This window comes from Staphylococcus sp. IVB6240, assembly GCF_025558425.1.
GTDB lineage: Bacteria > Bacillota > Bacilli > Staphylococcales > Staphylococcaceae > Staphylococcus.
The window spans coordinates 1,201,445-1,217,055 of sequence record NZ_CP094718.1; the positions used below are offsets into that span (position 1 = coordinate 1,201,445).

The window sequence follows — 15,611 nt, forward strand, 5'->3', positions numbered from 1 at the left end:
CTTAATGACTCAAGAAAAATATGATTTAGTCATCCTTGGTGGTGGCATCAGTGGTTATTCAGCAGCCATTCGAGCCACGCAGCTTGGGAAGAAAGTTGCAATTGTAGAGAAATCCCAACTTGGAGGCACCTGTTTACATAGCGGTTGCATCCCAACGAAATCCTTCTTAAAATCAGCTGATACCTATCAACTAATTCAACATGCCGAACAATATGGCATTTCCACTTCAAAACCTACCTTTCATTTTCCAAAAGTATTAGAACGAAAAAACCACATCGTGAAAAACATGTATCACGGCTTACAAACCCTCATAAAACAGCACAAAATTGATGTCTTTCATGGAGAAGGACGATTGTTAGGTGCTTCCATATTTTCTCCACAGAGTGGGACTGTATCCGTCACGTATGACGATGGACAGTCAGAACTATTACCAAATGATTATGTACTAGTTGCAACCGGTTCATCATCCATTACACTTCCATTTTTACCCATTGATCATAAACGTGTCGTAACAAGTAATGACATTTTAACCATGAAGACATTACCTGAATCTATTACGATTATTGGTGCTGGCGTGATCGGCATCGAGTTTGCATCATTTTTCAGTCAAGTAGGCGTTGATGTTCATGTAATAGAAGCGGCAGACACTATTCAGATAAACGAAAGCCGTTCGATAAGTGAGCAACTCATTAAAAACTTAAGAAAACTAGGGGTTACTTTCCATACAGGCATTGCTTTAAATGAACAAAATACAACCGTTTCACAAGAAGGCGTCTCATTTAGTTTAGACCAATCTTTTACTACGGATTTAGCACTAGTAGCTATTGGTCGGCGTGCAAATACGCAAGATCTCGGTTTGCATAATACAGATGTCGTTATTAATTCGGATCATACAATTGAAACAAATAGATTTATGCAGACAAAGTCATCACATATTTATGCTTCAGGTGATGTCATTGGACACTTACAACTTGCACATGTTGGCGCAAAAGAAGGGGTGATTGCTGTTGAACATATGTTTCAACAATCATCGCTTCCAATTGACTATACTGTCATGCCTAGATGCATTTATAGCAATCCAGAAATTGCTTCTATCGGTTTATCAATTGAAGCTGCAACAAAACAAGGATATAAGGTGGATACCGTCAAAGCACCATTTAAAACAAACGGTAAGGCGATGATTATGTCGGGGGACGTTCCAAATGGTTTTGCTGAGCTGATTGTTGATAAGACGGATGGCACCGTTTTAGGCGCAAACTTAATCGGACAAAACGTAACTGAACAAATTAATGAGTTAAGTCTTTTAAAATTTTTAGATGGCTCAGCTTTAGAGTTAGGGATGACCACACATGCACATCCATCAATGTCTGAATTACTTATGGAACTTGGTTTGAAATACGAAAAACAAGCCATTCATCTGTAAATATTAGGGAGGAACTGTGATGTTAGATTATAAAGAAACACAATTAGAGAAACAAGATTTACAGTCCATCTATCAAGCTATGGACTTAGCTCGAAAAATAGATGAACGTATGTGGCTCTTAAATCGCGCAGGCAAAATTCCATTTGTTATTAGTTGCCAAGGCCAAGAAGCGACACAAGTGGGGGCAGCATATGCATTAGAAAAAGGAGATGTGACGGCACCCTATTATCGTGACTTGGCACTGGTGACATATCTCGGTATAACACCTCTAGAAACGATGTATTCTGTTTTCGGCAAACGAGACGATGTCAGTTCAGGTGGCAAACAAATGCCTTCTCATTTCAGTAAAAAAGAAATTGGTATTATGTCACAAGGGTCTTCAGTAGCAACACAATTATTACATGCAATTGGTGCTGCACTTACTTTTAAGATGGATAATAAGCCACAAGTTGCTTTATCCACACTCGGCGAAGGAAGTTCGAATCAAGGAGACTTTCACGAGGGGCTTAACTTTGTAGGTGTTCATAAGCTACCTTTCATTTGCATTATTGAAAACAATCAATATGCAATATCCGTTTCAAAAGATTTACAGTATGGTGCCGAACGACTTTCAGATCGTGCAAAAGGTTACGGCATGTTTGGTATTACAGTTGATGGCAATGACCCCATTGCAGTCTATAAAGCTGTTAAAGAGGCGAGAAAACGTGCGTTAAAAGGTGAGGGGGGCACATTGATTGAAGCCATGTGTACGAGATTAACTGCCCATTCATCAGATGATGACGATCGCTATCGTGATGATGCATTGAAAAAAGCCGATCAAGAACAAGACTGTAACCATTTATTCAAACAATATTTACTTGAACAACAACTCATTGATCATACTTGGCTTGAAAAAACTGAACAAGTACACCAATCCATAGTCAATGACGCAACCAAAGAAGCAGAAAATGCACCATATCCGGAAGTGAGTGAAACTTATACACATGTATATGAAAAAGGAGGTCCTTTCAATGCCTAAAATTTCTTACCTTGAAGCCATTAAAGATGCATTACATATTGCATTAGATCAAGATCCACAAACATTCATACTTGGGGAAGATGTGGGCAAAAAAGGGGGCGTATTTGGTGTCACTGCTGGCCTGCAAGAGAAGTTTGGTTTATATCGTGTATTAGACACGCCACTTGCAGAATCTAATATCGTAGGCTCAGCCATTGGTGCTGCCATGATGGGGAAAAGACCGATTGCTGAAATTCAATTTGCTGAGTATATATTACCTGCCACTAATCAAATTATGAGTGAAGCGGCTAAAATGCGCTATCGTTCAAATAATGATTGGCAAGTACCTCTGACAATACGTGCGCCATTTGGTGGTGGTATACACGGTGCACTTTATCACTCACAGAGTATTGAAAGTGTCTTTGCATCAACACCAGGTTTAACGATTGTCATTCCATCCAATCCATATGATGCCAAAGGATTGCTCTTAAGTGCTATTGCGTCAAATGATCCTGTTTTATATTTTGAGCACAAGAAAGCATATCGTTTATTAAAAGGAGACGTACCGACTGACTATTATACAGTGCCATTAGGGAAGGCTGATGTAAAACGTCATGGATCAGATATTACAGTCTTTAGTTATGGTCTTGCTGTAAGTCAATGTATTGAAGCAGCCGAAGAATTAGAAGAAGAAGGTATCAGTGTTGAAGTGGTTGATTTACGCACCGTGTATCCATTAGACAAAGAGACGATTATTGATCGTGCAAAACAAACGGGTAAATGTCTACTTGTGACAGAAGATAATCTAGAAGGCAGCATTATGTCAGAGGTCGCGGCGATTATTGCTGAAAATTGTCTATTCGAGTTGGATGCTCCAGTCATGAGACTTGCGGGTCCAAATGTACCTGCAATGCCATTCTCACCCCCTCTAGAAGATGAATTTATGATCAATCCAAATAAAATAAAAAATAAAATGCGCGAACTTGCTGAATTTTAAGGAGGCTCATCTATGGATATTAAAATGCCCAAACTCGGGGAAAGTGTACATGAAGGAACGATAGAACAATGGCTCGTTAAGGTGGGAGATCGTATAGAAGAATATGATGCGCTCTGTGAAGTGATGACCGATAAGGTGACAGCAGAAGTACCATCATCATATGCAGGCGTGATTACAGCTTTACACGTTGAACCAGGTGATACAGTTAGCATTGGGACAGTGATTTGTTCTATTGAAACGGATACACAGCTGGACGAAAACATAGAAGTTAAAAAAGACGACGTGTCGATGAGTGAAGAAAAAGAACATGTTCATGATACAAAACAAACGTCTACAGCATCTCAACATACTAATAATAATGGTCGCTACTCACCAGTTGTTGTAAAAATGGCATCAGAGTATCAGATTGATTTAAGTCAGGTCATTGGGACAGGATTTGAAGGTCGTGTAACGAAAAAAGATATCACATCTTTTATTGAAAATAGTAAGCAGCAGCAAAATACCCCAAATAACAACCCGTCTGCTATCAAATCACAGCCTGAATCAACACATAATATCAAAAGTTCGAGTCAAAACAATATTCCTGTAAAAGGGGTACGTCGTCAAATTGCACAAAAAATGACAACGAGTGTCCAAGAAATCCCGCATGCTTGGATGCAAATTGAAGTAGATGCTACAGAATTAGTAAAAACACGTCAGCATTATAAAACATCATTTCAAGCTCAAGAAGGATATAATTTGACTTACTTCGCCTTTTTCATCAAGGCCGTTGCAGAGGCTTTAAAAAAATATCCACTGCTAAACAGTTCATGGCACGATGATGAGATTGTTGTCCATGATGACATTCATTTATCCATTGCTGTTGCGCATGAAGATCAATTGTATGTTCCTGTGATTCATCATGCTGATGAGAAGTCCATTAAAAGGATTGCTAAAGAAATTCATACATTAGCGTCAAAAGCACGCAATGGTCAGCTAAGTTCGGAAGACATGTCAGGAGGCACTTTCACGGTTAATAACACAGGCACTTTTGGTTCCGTGAGTTCAATGGGCATTATTAACCACCCTCAAGCTGCGATACTTCAAGTCGAATCTATTGTAAAAAGACCTGTCGTCATTGATGATATGATTGCGATCCGTCATATGGTGCACTTGTGTTTATCTATTGATCATCGTATCTTAGACGGTCTTCAAGCTGGTTTATTCTTAAAAGAAGTGAAACAGAGACTTGAACAATACACAGTAGAACAGACAACGATCTATTAGTGACAATTTAAAAAATTTGGATATAGAAAAATTGAATTGCTACGAATCCTTTAGTAAAATGAATGTATACTAATGTCGGAGGTAGATAAGATGGACTTAAGTTTCGATTTATATATGAACAACGTTGTACAACAAGCACGTGAAGATCTAGTAAAAGCTGGATACGAAGAATTAACAACTGAAGAAGAAGTTGATAGTGTATTCAAGCAAGATGGCACAACGCTTGTAATGATTAACTCTGTTTGTGGTTGTGCAGGCGGTATGGCGCGACCAGCTGCAGCACACGCATTACATTATGATGTGTTACCTGATCGCTTAGTAACCGTTTTTGCAGGTCAAGATAAAGAGGCAACACAACGTGCACGTGATTACTTTGAAGGTTATGCACCATCTAGCCCTTCATTTGCTTTAATGAAGGACGGTAAAATCACTGAAATGATTGAACGTCATCAAATCGAAGGTCACGACACAATGGATGTTATCACGCAATTACAACGCTTATTTGATAAATATTGTGTAGCAGAGTAAGGAGTTGACCGTATGTTACGTTTGAATCCATATCGAATTGGGTGGCGAACGATTAAAACTGCGGTTGGTATGGCACTAGGTGTAATTATCGCTAAGCTTATGGGGTTAGATAATTATGCATCTAGTGCCATTTTAGTTGTTCTTTGTATCAAAGACACTAAAATGCACTCAGTGAAAGCCATTTGGTCACGTTTTGTTTCCTGTTTAATTGCTATGGGATTTGGCGCAGCTGTATTTCCATTACTCGGTCAACATGCATGGGTATTAGGGCTGATTGTTTTGTTCTTTATCCCACTGACCGTGATGTTCAATACACAAGAAGGTGTTGTCACAAGCATTGTCATATTACTGCACTTTTTCAATGCAGAAACGATTAACATGGCGCTTGTCTTTAACGAAATACTACTACTCTTAGTCGGTCTTTCTATTGCTTTTATGATGAATACCTTTATGCCAAGCTTTGAAAAAGAACTCACACAATATCAAAATGATATAGAAAATCAAATCCGCCATATTTTTAATACCTTTGGTGAGATGTGTTCTAAAGATGCACAATCATGTGAATTGTCGTTTGATAAATTACTTTTAACGATTCAACAAGCTAAGTCAATTGCCTTCCGAGATGTTAAAAATCATTTTGTGCGTAATGAGAATAGCTTCTATCATTACTTTGATATGCGGCAAGATCAAGTCGATATTTTGCAGCGTATTCATTTTAATTTAGCGCATATGTCCGTTGATGATGTTCTCTTACCAAAAGTGGCGCAACTGTTCAAAGAAATGGCAGATAATGTGAATGAAAACAACTATACCGCTATGCGTTTGCACACATTGTATGATATTCGTCTTCAAATAGATGAATTACCGTTACCGGAAACACATGAGGCACTACATACACGTGCAAGTATTATACAAATTCTTTATGATACAGAAGCTTATTTAAATATCAAATCTAATTTTGGTTCATTAAAACTTTATCACGAAGTTAATTAGCCATTGTATCTCATCCAAAATAAAAAGGATGTCCGTTAATGTATATCATCACTTGAAAATGAGCGTTTTAAAACGCATTTAAGTGTACACATACATATGGACATCCTTATTTTTAATTACATGCTTAGTAATGGTGCGATTCCAGTTAATAACAATGATGCAACGATTGCTAATAACATGACAATAAGTAATACTTTTCTTAATTTCTTATTTTGCACGTTTAATGGCCTCCAATAAACTTGTTAATTCTTCAATTATAATTACGTCAAATTATAACATTTTTAAAATATGAATCTCAAGTACACCTTTAAAAATACATTTTGCAAATCCAGGCTTTTTCGATACACTTATAATGACGTAAAAGGGGGAATTTAGAATGATCAATCAAGATCGATTAGTAGAAACATTTTTAGAATTAGTACAAATAGACTCTGAAACAGGTCATGAAGAAATGATTCAACCGATTTTAAAACAAAAGTTTGAAAGTCTCGGTTTAATCGTAAAAGAAGATGATGCCAAGGCAAAAACAGGTTTTGGTGCTAATAATTTAATTTGTACTTTACCAGCAACGGATGACAGTAAAGAAAAGATTTATTTCACAAGTCATATGGATACAGTTGTCCCAGGGAAAAGCGTGAAACCAGTGATTGAAGATGGCATCATCAAATCTGATGGTACAACGATCCTTGGTGCTGACGATAAGGCAGGACTTGCTACGATATTAGAAGTGATCCGAATTATTCAAGATAACCAACTGCCACATGGCCAAATCCAATTTGTGATAACAGTGGGTGAAGAATCTGGTCTTGTTGGTGCAAAAGCATTGAACCCAGATGATTTAGATGCAGCATACGGCTATTCCATTGATTCTGCTGTACCCGTTGGAAACTTTACAATTGGTGCACCGTATCAAATGCAAATTAAAGCAACCACCCACGGTAAAACAGCACATGCGAGCACGCCTGACAAAGGTGTGAGTGCCATTAATATCGCCGCTAAAGCGATCAGTAAGATGAAACTCGGTAAAATTGACCATGAAACGACTGCCAATATTGGGAAATTTGAAGGTGGTGGACCAACAAATATCGTAACAGACCTTGTACATATTTGGGCAGAAGCACGTTCTCACTCTGAACTAAAAATTGAAGCACAGACAAAACATATGGCGCAAACATTTAAAGAAACAGCGGAAGCCTTTGGTTGTCATGCCGATGTTGATACAGAATTAGCATATCCAGGCTTTTTAGTTACTGAGGATGAAGTTGTTTATCAAAAGGCACAAGCAGCCGCGAAAGCTGTTGATTTAATTGGTGAACCAACAATTGGTGGCGGTGGTTCTGATGGTAATATCATCAGCCAATTTGGCATTCCAACTGTGATTTTAGGTATTGGCTATGAAGCGATTCATACAACCAATGAAAGTATTGCTATTCAATCGTTAGTAGACCTTGTTAAATACGTACTTAAACTGATAGAGATTGCTTAATTTAGCGCAGTATAAGTGTGAGAAAGCATATAATGTGATACAATTAACCCGTAATTTATAATAAGAGAGGTAAGTATAAAATGACACAACAAATTGGTGTAATCGGCTTAGCGGTTATGGGAAAAAATTTGGCATGGAATATTGAGTCACGCGGTTACAGTGTTTCTGTATACAACCGTTCTTCTGACAAGACAGATCTCATGGTCAAAGAATCAGCAGGCAAAAACATCGTTCCAACTTATTCCATTGAAGAATTTGTTCAATCACTTGAAAAACCACGTAAAATTTTACTCATGGTTAAAGCAGGTGAAGCAACAGATAAAACAATCGAAACATTATTACCATTATTAGATACAGATGATATTTTGATCGACGGTGGTAATACGAACTATCAAGATACAATTCGACGCAATAAAGCACTTGCCGAAAGTGGTATTAACTTCATTGGTACAGGTGTGTCAGGTGGCGAGGTTGGTGCACTGACTGGTCCTTCAATGATGCCAGGTGGTCAAAAAGAAGCTTATGAAAAAGTTGCAGATATTTTAGCATCTATTTCAGCTAAAGCAGCAGATGGCACACCTTGTGTCACATATATTGGTCCTAATGGGGCAGGCCACTATGTAAAAATGGTTCACAATGGTATCGAATATGCAGATATGCAATTGATTGCTGAAAGTTATAACATGATGAAAAACTTATTAGGTATGGATCATGAAGAAATCTCAGCAACATTCAAAGAGTGGAATACTGGTGAATTAGAAAGTTACCTTATTGAAATTACGGGTGATATTTTCACAAAACTTGATGAAAATGGTGAACCCCTTGTTGAAAAAATTATGGATAAAGCAGGTCAAAAAGGGACAGGTAAATGGACATCAATTAATGCATTAGAACTTGGTGCGCCACTTACAATTATTACTGAATCTGTATTTGCACGTTTTATTTCATCATTAAAAGCACAACGTGTTCATGCGTCATCATTATTAAATGGTCCTGAAGCGGCATTCACTGGTGATAAAGCAGCATTTTTAGAAAAAATCCGTCGTGCGTTATACATGAGTAAAATCTGTTCATACGCACAAGGTTTTGATCAAATGAAATCTGCAAGTGAAGAAAATGACTGGAACTTACAATTAGGCGAATTAGCAATGATTTGGCGTGAAGGTTGTATCATTCGTGCACAATTCTTACAAAAAATTAAAGATGCATATGACAAAGATGCAAACTTACAAAACTTGCTTCTTGATGATTACTTCAAAGAAATCGTTACGGAATATCAACAAGCACTTCGTGACGTTGTCGCAATGGGTGTTCAAAACGGTGTCGCAATTCCTGGATTTGCTGCAAGTATTAACTACTATGATAGTTACAGAAGTGCAGACTTACCAGCTAACTTAATTCAAGCACAACGTGACTACTTTGGTGCGCATACTTATGAGCGTAAAGACAAAGAAGGTACATTCCATACACAATGGACTGAATAATTCATATATAACTGAAAAAGCTGGATGTTATCGATTATGATAACATCCAGCTTTATTTTTTAACTTTCAATATTAACTGGCACACACAATTGAATTTTCGTAAATGCATCATCAAAAGAAATATTGAGTGGATAAATTTCTAAATACAGTCGATTTCTTTCATATGGCAATGTAAGTTGTAAACTTGTTTCTATATAATGCCATGCCTCACTCGTCGCGTAATCAATTTCACCTTGCAAGTTAAATACCGCAAACTGCTGTTCCGACAAGTAACGATCTTCTAAGTACGCAGGGAAACGTTCACTCGGTACACCCACAAATACTTCTAATCCATGATCTAATGGGCAACTGACCACAAAAATTTCGTGTGGACTACGATCATTATATCGAATCATATCTTCTAACTGACCGCTTCTCTGTAGGTCCTCTAGAAAATCTGGAATAATAAAATGATCATCCAATTGGTCAGTTGGTATAAAGCGAGAATGACCGACAAGCGTGTAATCACCCATGTCTTCTAAACGGTAAGGGTAGGGCGCTTTAGAAGTTGTCGTCAGCTTTAAATAAAGACGTTCTTGTATTTTAAGTTGATCTCGTTTTGTTTTAGCTTGTAACGGTGAAACACCATGATAGTCACTAAAGTCGTGTGCAAATGCATTCGCATCTGGATAACGATAACGTTTAGCTAAATCAATCAGCCGATTAGCACCATGAATTAAATCATGAGCAGCTAATGTTAATCGTCTTGCACGGCAATATTCAAAAGGGGTATACCCCACAATCATTGTAAAAGACTGTTCTAAATGATAAGGAGAAATACCAACGTAATCACTTAATGTTTGAAAATCGAAAGATTCCAAAAGATGATCTTCAATATATACAATGGCTTGTTGTACATGTTTGATAACGTCCAAAATGGTCACTCCTTAATAAAAAATTGACTGCAGCTATAAATAATCTAAAAATATTTTTATAAACATAATCTCTACTTCTATCTCATGAAAAGTGGGTATGACTACTACTTTAACAGATAGATTTACACGCAGTCTCATATGTTATTATAAATCAAAATAGGCTGAGTTACACGGATATTTGTGCAACTCAGCCTATTTTATTTATGAGCAAGCAGAAACGAATACTTTGCTATTATTGAATATCTTCCCACCATTTTAATCCATCACGACTTAATAATAAGTGACTGTCTAATGGACCATTTGTACCTGATGCATAGTTTGGAAATTCAGGTTCAAACTTGTTCCACGCATCTTGAATCGCATCGACAAATTTCCAAGTAGATTTTAATTCTTCCCAATGTGTGAAGTTTGTCGCATCGCCTTTGAGGCAGTCATATAACAAGTTTTCATAGGCATCAACAGTGTTCATTTTATCTTGGGCACTCATTGAGTAAGATAACTGAACAGGCTCTGTTTCAATCCCTTGTACATATTTCTTACCATTTAAATGAATAGAGACACCTTCATTTGGTTGAATATTAATCACAAGTAGATTGGAGTCTAAATGTTGATCTTTATCATAATATAAATTCATTGGGACTTCTTTAAATTCTACAACCACTTGAATCGATTTACGTTTCATACGTTTACCTGTACGGATATAGAATGGTACACCAGCCCAACGGAAGTTGTTGATCATTACTTTACCAGCAACAAATGTTGGTGTGACAGAGTCTTCAGCTACTTTATCTTCTTCTCGATAACCGATAACAGGTTGACCATCTATTTCACCTGCATCATATTGTCCACGCACGAAATTATGACGTACTTCATCATGTTCAAGAATGTTTAATGATTTTAATACTTTTACTTTTTCAGAACGAATATCATCACTATGTAGACTGATAGGTGGTTCCATAGCAAGGAGGGCAACCATTTGTAACATATGGTTTTGCACCATATCTTTTAATGCACCACTTGATTCGTAGTAACCTCCGCGATCCTCTACACCGAGTACTTCTGATGAGGTGATTTGAATATTTGAAATATATTTATTGTTCCATAATGGTTCAAACATCGCATTACTAAAGCGTAATACTTCGATATTTTGGACCATATCTTTCCCTAAATAATGGTCGATACGGAAAATTTCTTCTTCTTTAAATGATCGACGGATTTGTTTATTCAGTGCTTCAGCAGATTTTAAATCTGTACCGAATGGTTTTTCAATCACAAGACGTTTGAAACCTGTCGTTTTTGTAAGGCCAGATGCTTTTAAATAATCCGTTACAACACCGAAAAATTGTGGTGCCATCGCCAGATAAAATAGGCGATTCCCCTCAAGAGAGAACTGTTTATCTAAATCATTGCTAAGTGTTAATAATTCATTGTAACTTTCTTCATTATTAACATCTAACTTCTGATAAAATACATGTTGCATAAATTTATCTAGATTTTCCGTATTTTGAACATGCGCTTGAATTGATGCTTTGACTTGCGATCTAAACTCATCAACTGTTAAATCACGGCGACCAATGCCGACAATCGCAATTCTATCGTCTAGATTATCTTGTTGAAATAAATGGAATAACGATGGAAATAATTTACGGTGGCTTAAATCACCGGTTGCACCAAAAATTGTAATCAGCGCTGGTATATAATTGTGTGTTTTATTCAAGATTCAAAACCTCAATTCTTCGTAATGTTTTACGTTCTTATTATAAATCATGAGTACTATATGGTCATATATTCTGCTTTATTATATCATGCTATATTTTTAAATACGGTTCAACTATAATTTATGATAGGATAACGCTAAGGAGGCGTAACAATGGAAGTCATATTTTTCGGAACAAGTGCCGGTCTACCAACCAAGGATAGACATACACAATCCATCGCATTAAAATTAGAACCTTTCGCCACAGATATTTGGCTCTTTGACGTGGGAGAAGCCACACAACATCAAATCCTTCATCACTCTATTAAGTTAGGAAAGGTAAGTCATATCTTTATTACACATATGCATGGAGACCATATCTATGGGTTACCTGGCGTACTGACAAGTCGATCGTTTCAAGGAGGGGAAGGTAAGCCACTCACATTGATTGGACCAAAAGGATTAAAAGCCTATGTCGAGGCAAGCCTGTCATTGACACATGTCCATCTCAACTACCCAATACATATGATAGAAATCGATGAACAGCTCGATATGATGATTGATGCGTTCAAAGTACAAGCACGCCCTTTGAATCATGGCGTACCGTGCTATGGCTATCGTGTGCAAGCACCAAGTACACCTGGCACACTCGATGTCGCCAAATTAAAAGCCATCGGTATGCAACCTGGTCCACAATATCAACAAGTCAAAAATGCGGATCAGTTTGAATTTGAGGGGGTTACTTACGATGCGCATGATTTTAAAGCACCGGATAAACAAGGGCCTATTGTTGCGGTATTTGGAGATACAAAACCATGCGACAATGAGCAAACACTTGCCCAAGATGCTGATGTCATGGTTCACGAAGCGACCTATATCGATGGGGACAAGCAACTTGCCAATGATTATCATCATAGCCATATCGATGATGTTCTCATGTTGATTGAACAAAGTGATGTGAAACATGCCTTATTAACACATTTAAGTAATCGATATACTAAAGAAGATATTAAGGAGATTGATCAACAATTAAAATCTACAGATACGCCATCATTTCAATTTGTTCAAGATTTTGATAGCTATCAATTTTAATTTCCCCATAAAGAAAACAGGCAGCGGTAATATGTCGCTACCTGTTATTTTTATTCATTATCATCGTCTTGTTCAGATAATTCGATGCTGCGTTCAACTGCAGCGTTTAAACAATCTTCAAAAATACCTTCTATATCATAATTTGACAGTGCATTTAAACCTGCTTGAGTTGTTCCACCTTTAGATGTGATGTTTTTACGCAACTGTTCCATGCTAAGGTCCGAACGTTCAATCATCTTACTTGTTCCAATGATCAATTCACGAATCGATTCCTCAACTTGTGATTTATCCAGTCCTAATTTTGTACCAGCATCTACATATTTTTCAAAGACGTGGTATAAAAAGGCAGGGCCACTCCCTGTAATAGCTGTCACTTGATGCAGGTGATCTTCTTTTACCTCAATTGCTGATCCAAAAGCATTAATCACTTCTAATACTTCATCTTTAGACTTTGGACCAAAGTTTCTTGAAAAGCTTAAGCCTGTGACAGAATGTCCAACATGTGCGTTAGTATTTGGCATAATACGCGCAATAGGATTAGAGACATCTAAAGCTTCTCGAATATAAGCAATCGGTAAGCCAGCCATAATTGAAATAAACTTATTCTTACTGTCGATATGCGGATGCATACGTTCTGCTAAGTCATCAAAATCATGTGGCTTTGAACCTAGAAATACATAATCTGCATCTTTTAATAAACTTGCATCATCATAGCTGTATTGAACACCTAATTCTGACTGATATTGTTGTAGTGCCGCTTCATTTGAACGATTTGTTAAATATATATTTTCTGGTGGTAATACTTTTGAGTTAATAATGCCTGTGAAGATAGCGTGTGCCATATTGCCTGCCCCATAAAATACAATTTTCATTTTCTTTTCACTTCCTCATCTCTTTTCTATCTTTTATACTAACATAAATAAGAATTTGGACAAAAAAGGAGTATAAGCATATGGACCATAAACATTTTCTGATGACAGGGGCGACGAGTGGTATTGGCTATGAACTCGTCAAGCAGTTACATGCTCAAGGCGCGCACCTTACTTTATTGATTAGAAATGAGGAGAAGGCAGCACAATTATTCCCATCTAAAAGCTTCCCAAATATAAGTTTTCTTGTATGTGACTTAAACGACACAACAGCCATTGAAAAATTATCATCAGATTTTCAAAAACTAAATGTATCATTTGATGGATTCATACATAGTGCCGGTCTCGGTTACTTTAAATCATTGGCATCACATACAACGGAGGAATTGTTAAAAACATATCGTTTAAATGTGATTCATTTTGCGGTATTACTCAATGTGGTTAAACCATTCTTAGTAACAAATCCTCAAATTGTTGCACTCAACAGTATGTCTGGGCTTGCTACACAACCATATGCAGCACATTATGGGGCGAGTAAAGCAGCTTTAATTCAAATTTTAAACGCCTTACGTATAGAAGAACCATCTTACCATGTATTAAACGTGATATTAGGTCCTGTGAAAACACCATTCCATGATCATTCAGACCCATCAGGAACATTCAAGCGTAAAACAGCTTTATTTATGTTAAAACCAGAACAAGTGGCAAAAGATATTATTGTGGCAATGAACAAAGGGCATCAAGAACTGCGTGCACCAAAGTGGATGTCCATGATGCTCAGACTTTATTCACTGGCACCTAGAACCATTGAAAAAGCAGCCAAACCATTCTTTATGAGTAAGAAAAAATAAAAATATGCCAGAAATGTGATATGCGGCAATCTTTCTATAAGAGATGTTGCCCATCATCATTTCTGGCTTTAATTTTTTTATTTTAAATGTTGTGTATAGTTTAAGTCTTTAACAATCGCTCTTGCTTGTTCAACCATGCTAGCATCAATAGCTTTGTTGTATTGTGCCACGTTTTCTTTTAGTTGTTCTGATGAACTTGCACCAACAATAATAGAACCTAATGCATCAAATGATTTTAAATAATTAAACGTTAGCGCTGTTAATTCAGGTTCTAAATCGTGTAGTTGAGAAACTGTTTTTTTAAGTGTTTCAGCATCATATTCAAAAATACCATCTTTAAATTTTTGAGTGAGGGCTTTCTGATAATTCTGTGTCAGCAATCCTTTGAATACGGGACCACGTGCTAAAAGTTTTACACCGTGTTCGTGTACTTCATCAAGCAACATTTCTGGACGATTATCAATTAAATTAAATTGTGACATCAGCACTTCAATTTCACTATGTGCCAAGTAGTATCGAATGACATTTGGACGAATAGAAGACAGACCATAAGCTTTGACCAAGCCTTCTTGTTTTAATTCATCAAATGCACTGATTGTTTCATCAAGCGGATCATCAATCGTACCACCGTGTAACATATATAAGTCGAGTTGATCTAAACCAAGGCGTTGCAAGGAATGTTTAATATTTTCTTTAATATATTTTTTCGTTGGATTCCACGCCATTTCGCCATTTGGTTTTAATTCATTGCCTACTTTAGTTCCAATAACAATATCATCACGTTGTTGATATTGTTTTAATATATGACCAACAATTTTTTCATTTTCACCTTTATCATAGATATCTGCCGTATCGAAGTAAGTAATGCCAGATTCGAGTGCGGTTTCAACAATTTCTTGTGCTTGCTTCTCATTCGTTCCTAAACTCATACAACCTAAGCCTAATTCTGAGAGGGTTAGGCCACTTTTTAATGTATTTTTTTGCATGATGATTCTCCTTCCGATAAACTTTATAT

Annotated in this window: 15 protein-coding genes; 10 read left to right on the top strand and 5 right to left on the bottom strand. The window is 36.9% G+C overall.

Going from position 1 to position 15,611, the window contains the following annotated elements; all coding sequences use genetic code 11:
- Positions 1 to 4: 4 nt before the first annotated feature.
- From lpdA to MUA88_RS05915, 6 genes are all read left to right on the top strand, one after another.
- Entirely contained in the window at positions 5 to 1,423 is a 1,419-nt protein-coding gene (gene lpdA, locus MUA88_RS05890) for a dihydrolipoyl dehydrogenase (protein WP_262603268.1), read from the top strand.
- 19 nt (positions 1,424 to 1,442) lie between these two features.
- Entirely contained in the window at positions 1,443 to 2,441 is a 999-nt protein-coding gene (locus tag MUA88_RS05895; RefSeq protein WP_262603269.1) for a thiamine pyrophosphate-dependent dehydrogenase E1 component subunit alpha, read from the top strand.
- Positions 2,434 to 3,417, top strand: coding sequence for an alpha-ketoacid dehydrogenase subunit beta (locus MUA88_RS05900; RefSeq protein WP_262605210.1), 984 nt, complete (start codon positions 2,434 to 2,436; stop codon positions 3,415 to 3,417). Before MUA88_RS05895 ends, MUA88_RS05900 begins: the two co-directional genes overlap by 8 nt.
- Positions 3,418 to 3,429: 12 nt before the next feature.
- The gene (locus MUA88_RS05905) at positions 3,430 to 4,683 is read left to right on the top strand and encodes a dihydrolipoamide acetyltransferase family protein (protein WP_262603271.1); all 1,254 of its coding nucleotides are present in this window, start codon (positions 3,430 to 3,432) and stop codon (positions 4,681 to 4,683) included.
- A 90-nt stretch (positions 4,684 to 4,773) separates the two neighbouring features.
- Complete coding sequence (gene brxB / locus MUA88_RS05910; protein WP_262603272.1) at positions 4,774 to 5,211, top strand: bacilliredoxin BrxB; 438 nt, start codon at positions 4,774 to 4,776, stop codon at positions 5,209 to 5,211.
- 12 nt (positions 5,212 to 5,223) lie between these two features.
- Complete coding sequence (locus MUA88_RS05915) at positions 5,224 to 6,204, top strand: aromatic acid exporter family protein (protein ID WP_262603273.1); 981 nt, start codon at positions 5,224 to 5,226, stop codon at positions 6,202 to 6,204.
- 116 nt (positions 6,205 to 6,320) lie between these two features.
- Here the strand turns inward: MUA88_RS05915 and prli42 are convergent, their stop codons facing one another.
- The gene (prli42, locus tag MUA88_RS05920) at positions 6,321 to 6,422 is read right to left on the bottom strand and encodes a stressosome-associated protein Prli42 (RefSeq protein WP_262603274.1); all 102 of its coding nucleotides are present in this window, start codon (positions 6,420 to 6,422) and stop codon (positions 6,321 to 6,323) included.
- A gap of 158 nt (positions 6,423 to 6,580) precedes the next feature.
- Here prli42 and MUA88_RS05925 point away from each other — a divergent pair, with 158 nt between their 5' ends.
- Positions 6,581 to 7,690, top strand: coding sequence for a M20/M25/M40 family metallo-hydrolase (locus tag MUA88_RS05925; protein ID WP_262605211.1), 1,110 nt, complete (start codon positions 6,581 to 6,583; stop codon positions 7,688 to 7,690).
- Between the two features lie 80 nt (positions 7,691 to 7,770).
- Positions 7,771 to 9,174, top strand: coding sequence for an NADP-dependent phosphogluconate dehydrogenase (gnd, locus tag MUA88_RS05930; RefSeq protein ID WP_262603276.1), 1,404 nt, complete (start codon positions 7,771 to 7,773; stop codon positions 9,172 to 9,174).
- Between the two features lie 59 nt (positions 9,175 to 9,233).
- On the opposite strand, the gene MUA88_RS05935 is transcribed toward gnd, so the two are convergent.
- Together MUA88_RS05935 and zwf are read right to left on the bottom strand one after the other, a co-directional pair.
- Positions 9,234 to 10,088 carry an AraC family transcriptional regulator gene (locus MUA88_RS05935; protein WP_262605212.1) on the bottom strand — a complete coding sequence of 285 codons (855 nt, stop codon included), beginning with the start codon at positions 10,086 to 10,088 and terminating at the stop codon, positions 9,234 to 9,236.
- A 232-nt stretch (positions 10,089 to 10,320) separates the two neighbouring features.
- A complete protein-coding gene (zwf, locus tag MUA88_RS05940; RefSeq protein WP_262605213.1) occupies positions 10,321 to 11,805 on the bottom strand; it encodes a glucose-6-phosphate dehydrogenase in 1,485 nt (494 codons plus the stop codon).
- A 153-nt stretch (positions 11,806 to 11,958) separates the two neighbouring features.
- Here zwf and rnz point away from each other — a divergent pair, with 153 nt between their 5' ends.
- On the top strand, positions 11,959 to 12,876 hold the full coding sequence (rnz, locus tag MUA88_RS05945) for a ribonuclease Z (RefSeq protein WP_262603279.1): 918 nt from the start codon (positions 11,959 to 11,961) through the stop codon (positions 12,874 to 12,876).
- A 50-nt stretch (positions 12,877 to 12,926) separates the two neighbouring features.
- On the opposite strand, the gene proC is transcribed toward rnz, so the two are convergent.
- Positions 12,927 to 13,748, bottom strand: coding sequence for a pyrroline-5-carboxylate reductase (gene proC, locus MUA88_RS05950; RefSeq protein ID WP_262603280.1), 822 nt, complete (start codon positions 13,746 to 13,748; stop codon positions 12,927 to 12,929).
- Positions 13,749 to 13,828: 80 nt separating this feature from the next.
- Between proC and MUA88_RS05955 the strand changes: the two genes are divergently transcribed.
- Positions 13,829 to 14,596 carry an SDR family NAD(P)-dependent oxidoreductase gene (locus MUA88_RS05955; RefSeq protein WP_262605214.1) on the top strand — a complete coding sequence of 256 codons (768 nt, stop codon included), beginning with the start codon at positions 13,829 to 13,831 and terminating at the stop codon, positions 14,594 to 14,596.
- 77 nt (positions 14,597 to 14,673) lie between these two features.
- Here the strand turns inward: MUA88_RS05955 and MUA88_RS05960 are convergent, their stop codons facing one another.
- Positions 14,674 to 15,582, bottom strand: a complete 909-nt coding sequence (locus MUA88_RS05960) for an aldo/keto reductase (protein WP_262603282.1) — start codon at positions 15,580 to 15,582, stop codon at positions 14,674 to 14,676.
- Between the last annotated feature and the right edge of the window lie 29 nt (positions 15,583 to 15,611).

What these genes read in the sequence shown, in the direction of transcription:
- MUA88_RS05955 (WP_262605214.1), top strand. Translation starts at nt 13,829, where the DNA reads ATGGACCATAAACATTTTCTGATGACAGGGGCGACGAGTGGTATTGGC.
- rnz (WP_262603279.1), top strand. Translation starts at nt 11,959, where the DNA reads ATGGAAGTCATATTTTTCGGAACAAGTGCCGGTCTACCAACCAAGGAT.
- lpdA (WP_262603268.1), top strand. Translation starts at nt 5, where the DNA reads ATGACTCAAGAAAAATATGATTTAGTCATCCTTGGTGGTGGCATCAGT.
- proC (WP_262603280.1), bottom strand. Translation starts at nt 13,748, where the DNA reads ATGAAAATTGTATTTTATGGGGCAGGCAATATGGCACACGCTATCTTC.
- MUA88_RS05895 (WP_262603269.1), top strand. Translation starts at nt 1,443, where the DNA reads ATGTTAGATTATAAAGAAACACAATTAGAGAAACAAGATTTACAGTCC.
- MUA88_RS05960 (WP_262603282.1), bottom strand. Translation starts at nt 15,582, where the DNA reads ATGCAAAAAAATACATTAAAAAGTGGCCTAACCCTCTCAGAATTAGGC.
- MUA88_RS05900 (WP_262605210.1), top strand. Translation starts at nt 2,434, where the DNA reads ATGCCTAAAATTTCTTACCTTGAAGCCATTAAAGATGCATTACATATT.
- MUA88_RS05915 (WP_262603273.1), top strand. Translation starts at nt 5,224, where the DNA reads ATGTTACGTTTGAATCCATATCGAATTGGGTGGCGAACGATTAAAACT.
- gnd (WP_262603276.1), top strand. Translation starts at nt 7,771, where the DNA reads ATGACACAACAAATTGGTGTAATCGGCTTAGCGGTTATGGGAAAAAAT.
- MUA88_RS05925 (WP_262605211.1), top strand. Translation starts at nt 6,581, where the DNA reads ATGATCAATCAAGATCGATTAGTAGAAACATTTTTAGAATTAGTACAA.
- MUA88_RS05905 (WP_262603271.1), top strand. Translation starts at nt 3,430, where the DNA reads ATGGATATTAAAATGCCCAAACTCGGGGAAAGTGTACATGAAGGAACG.
- brxB (WP_262603272.1), top strand. Translation starts at nt 4,774, where the DNA reads ATGGACTTAAGTTTCGATTTATATATGAACAACGTTGTACAACAAGCA.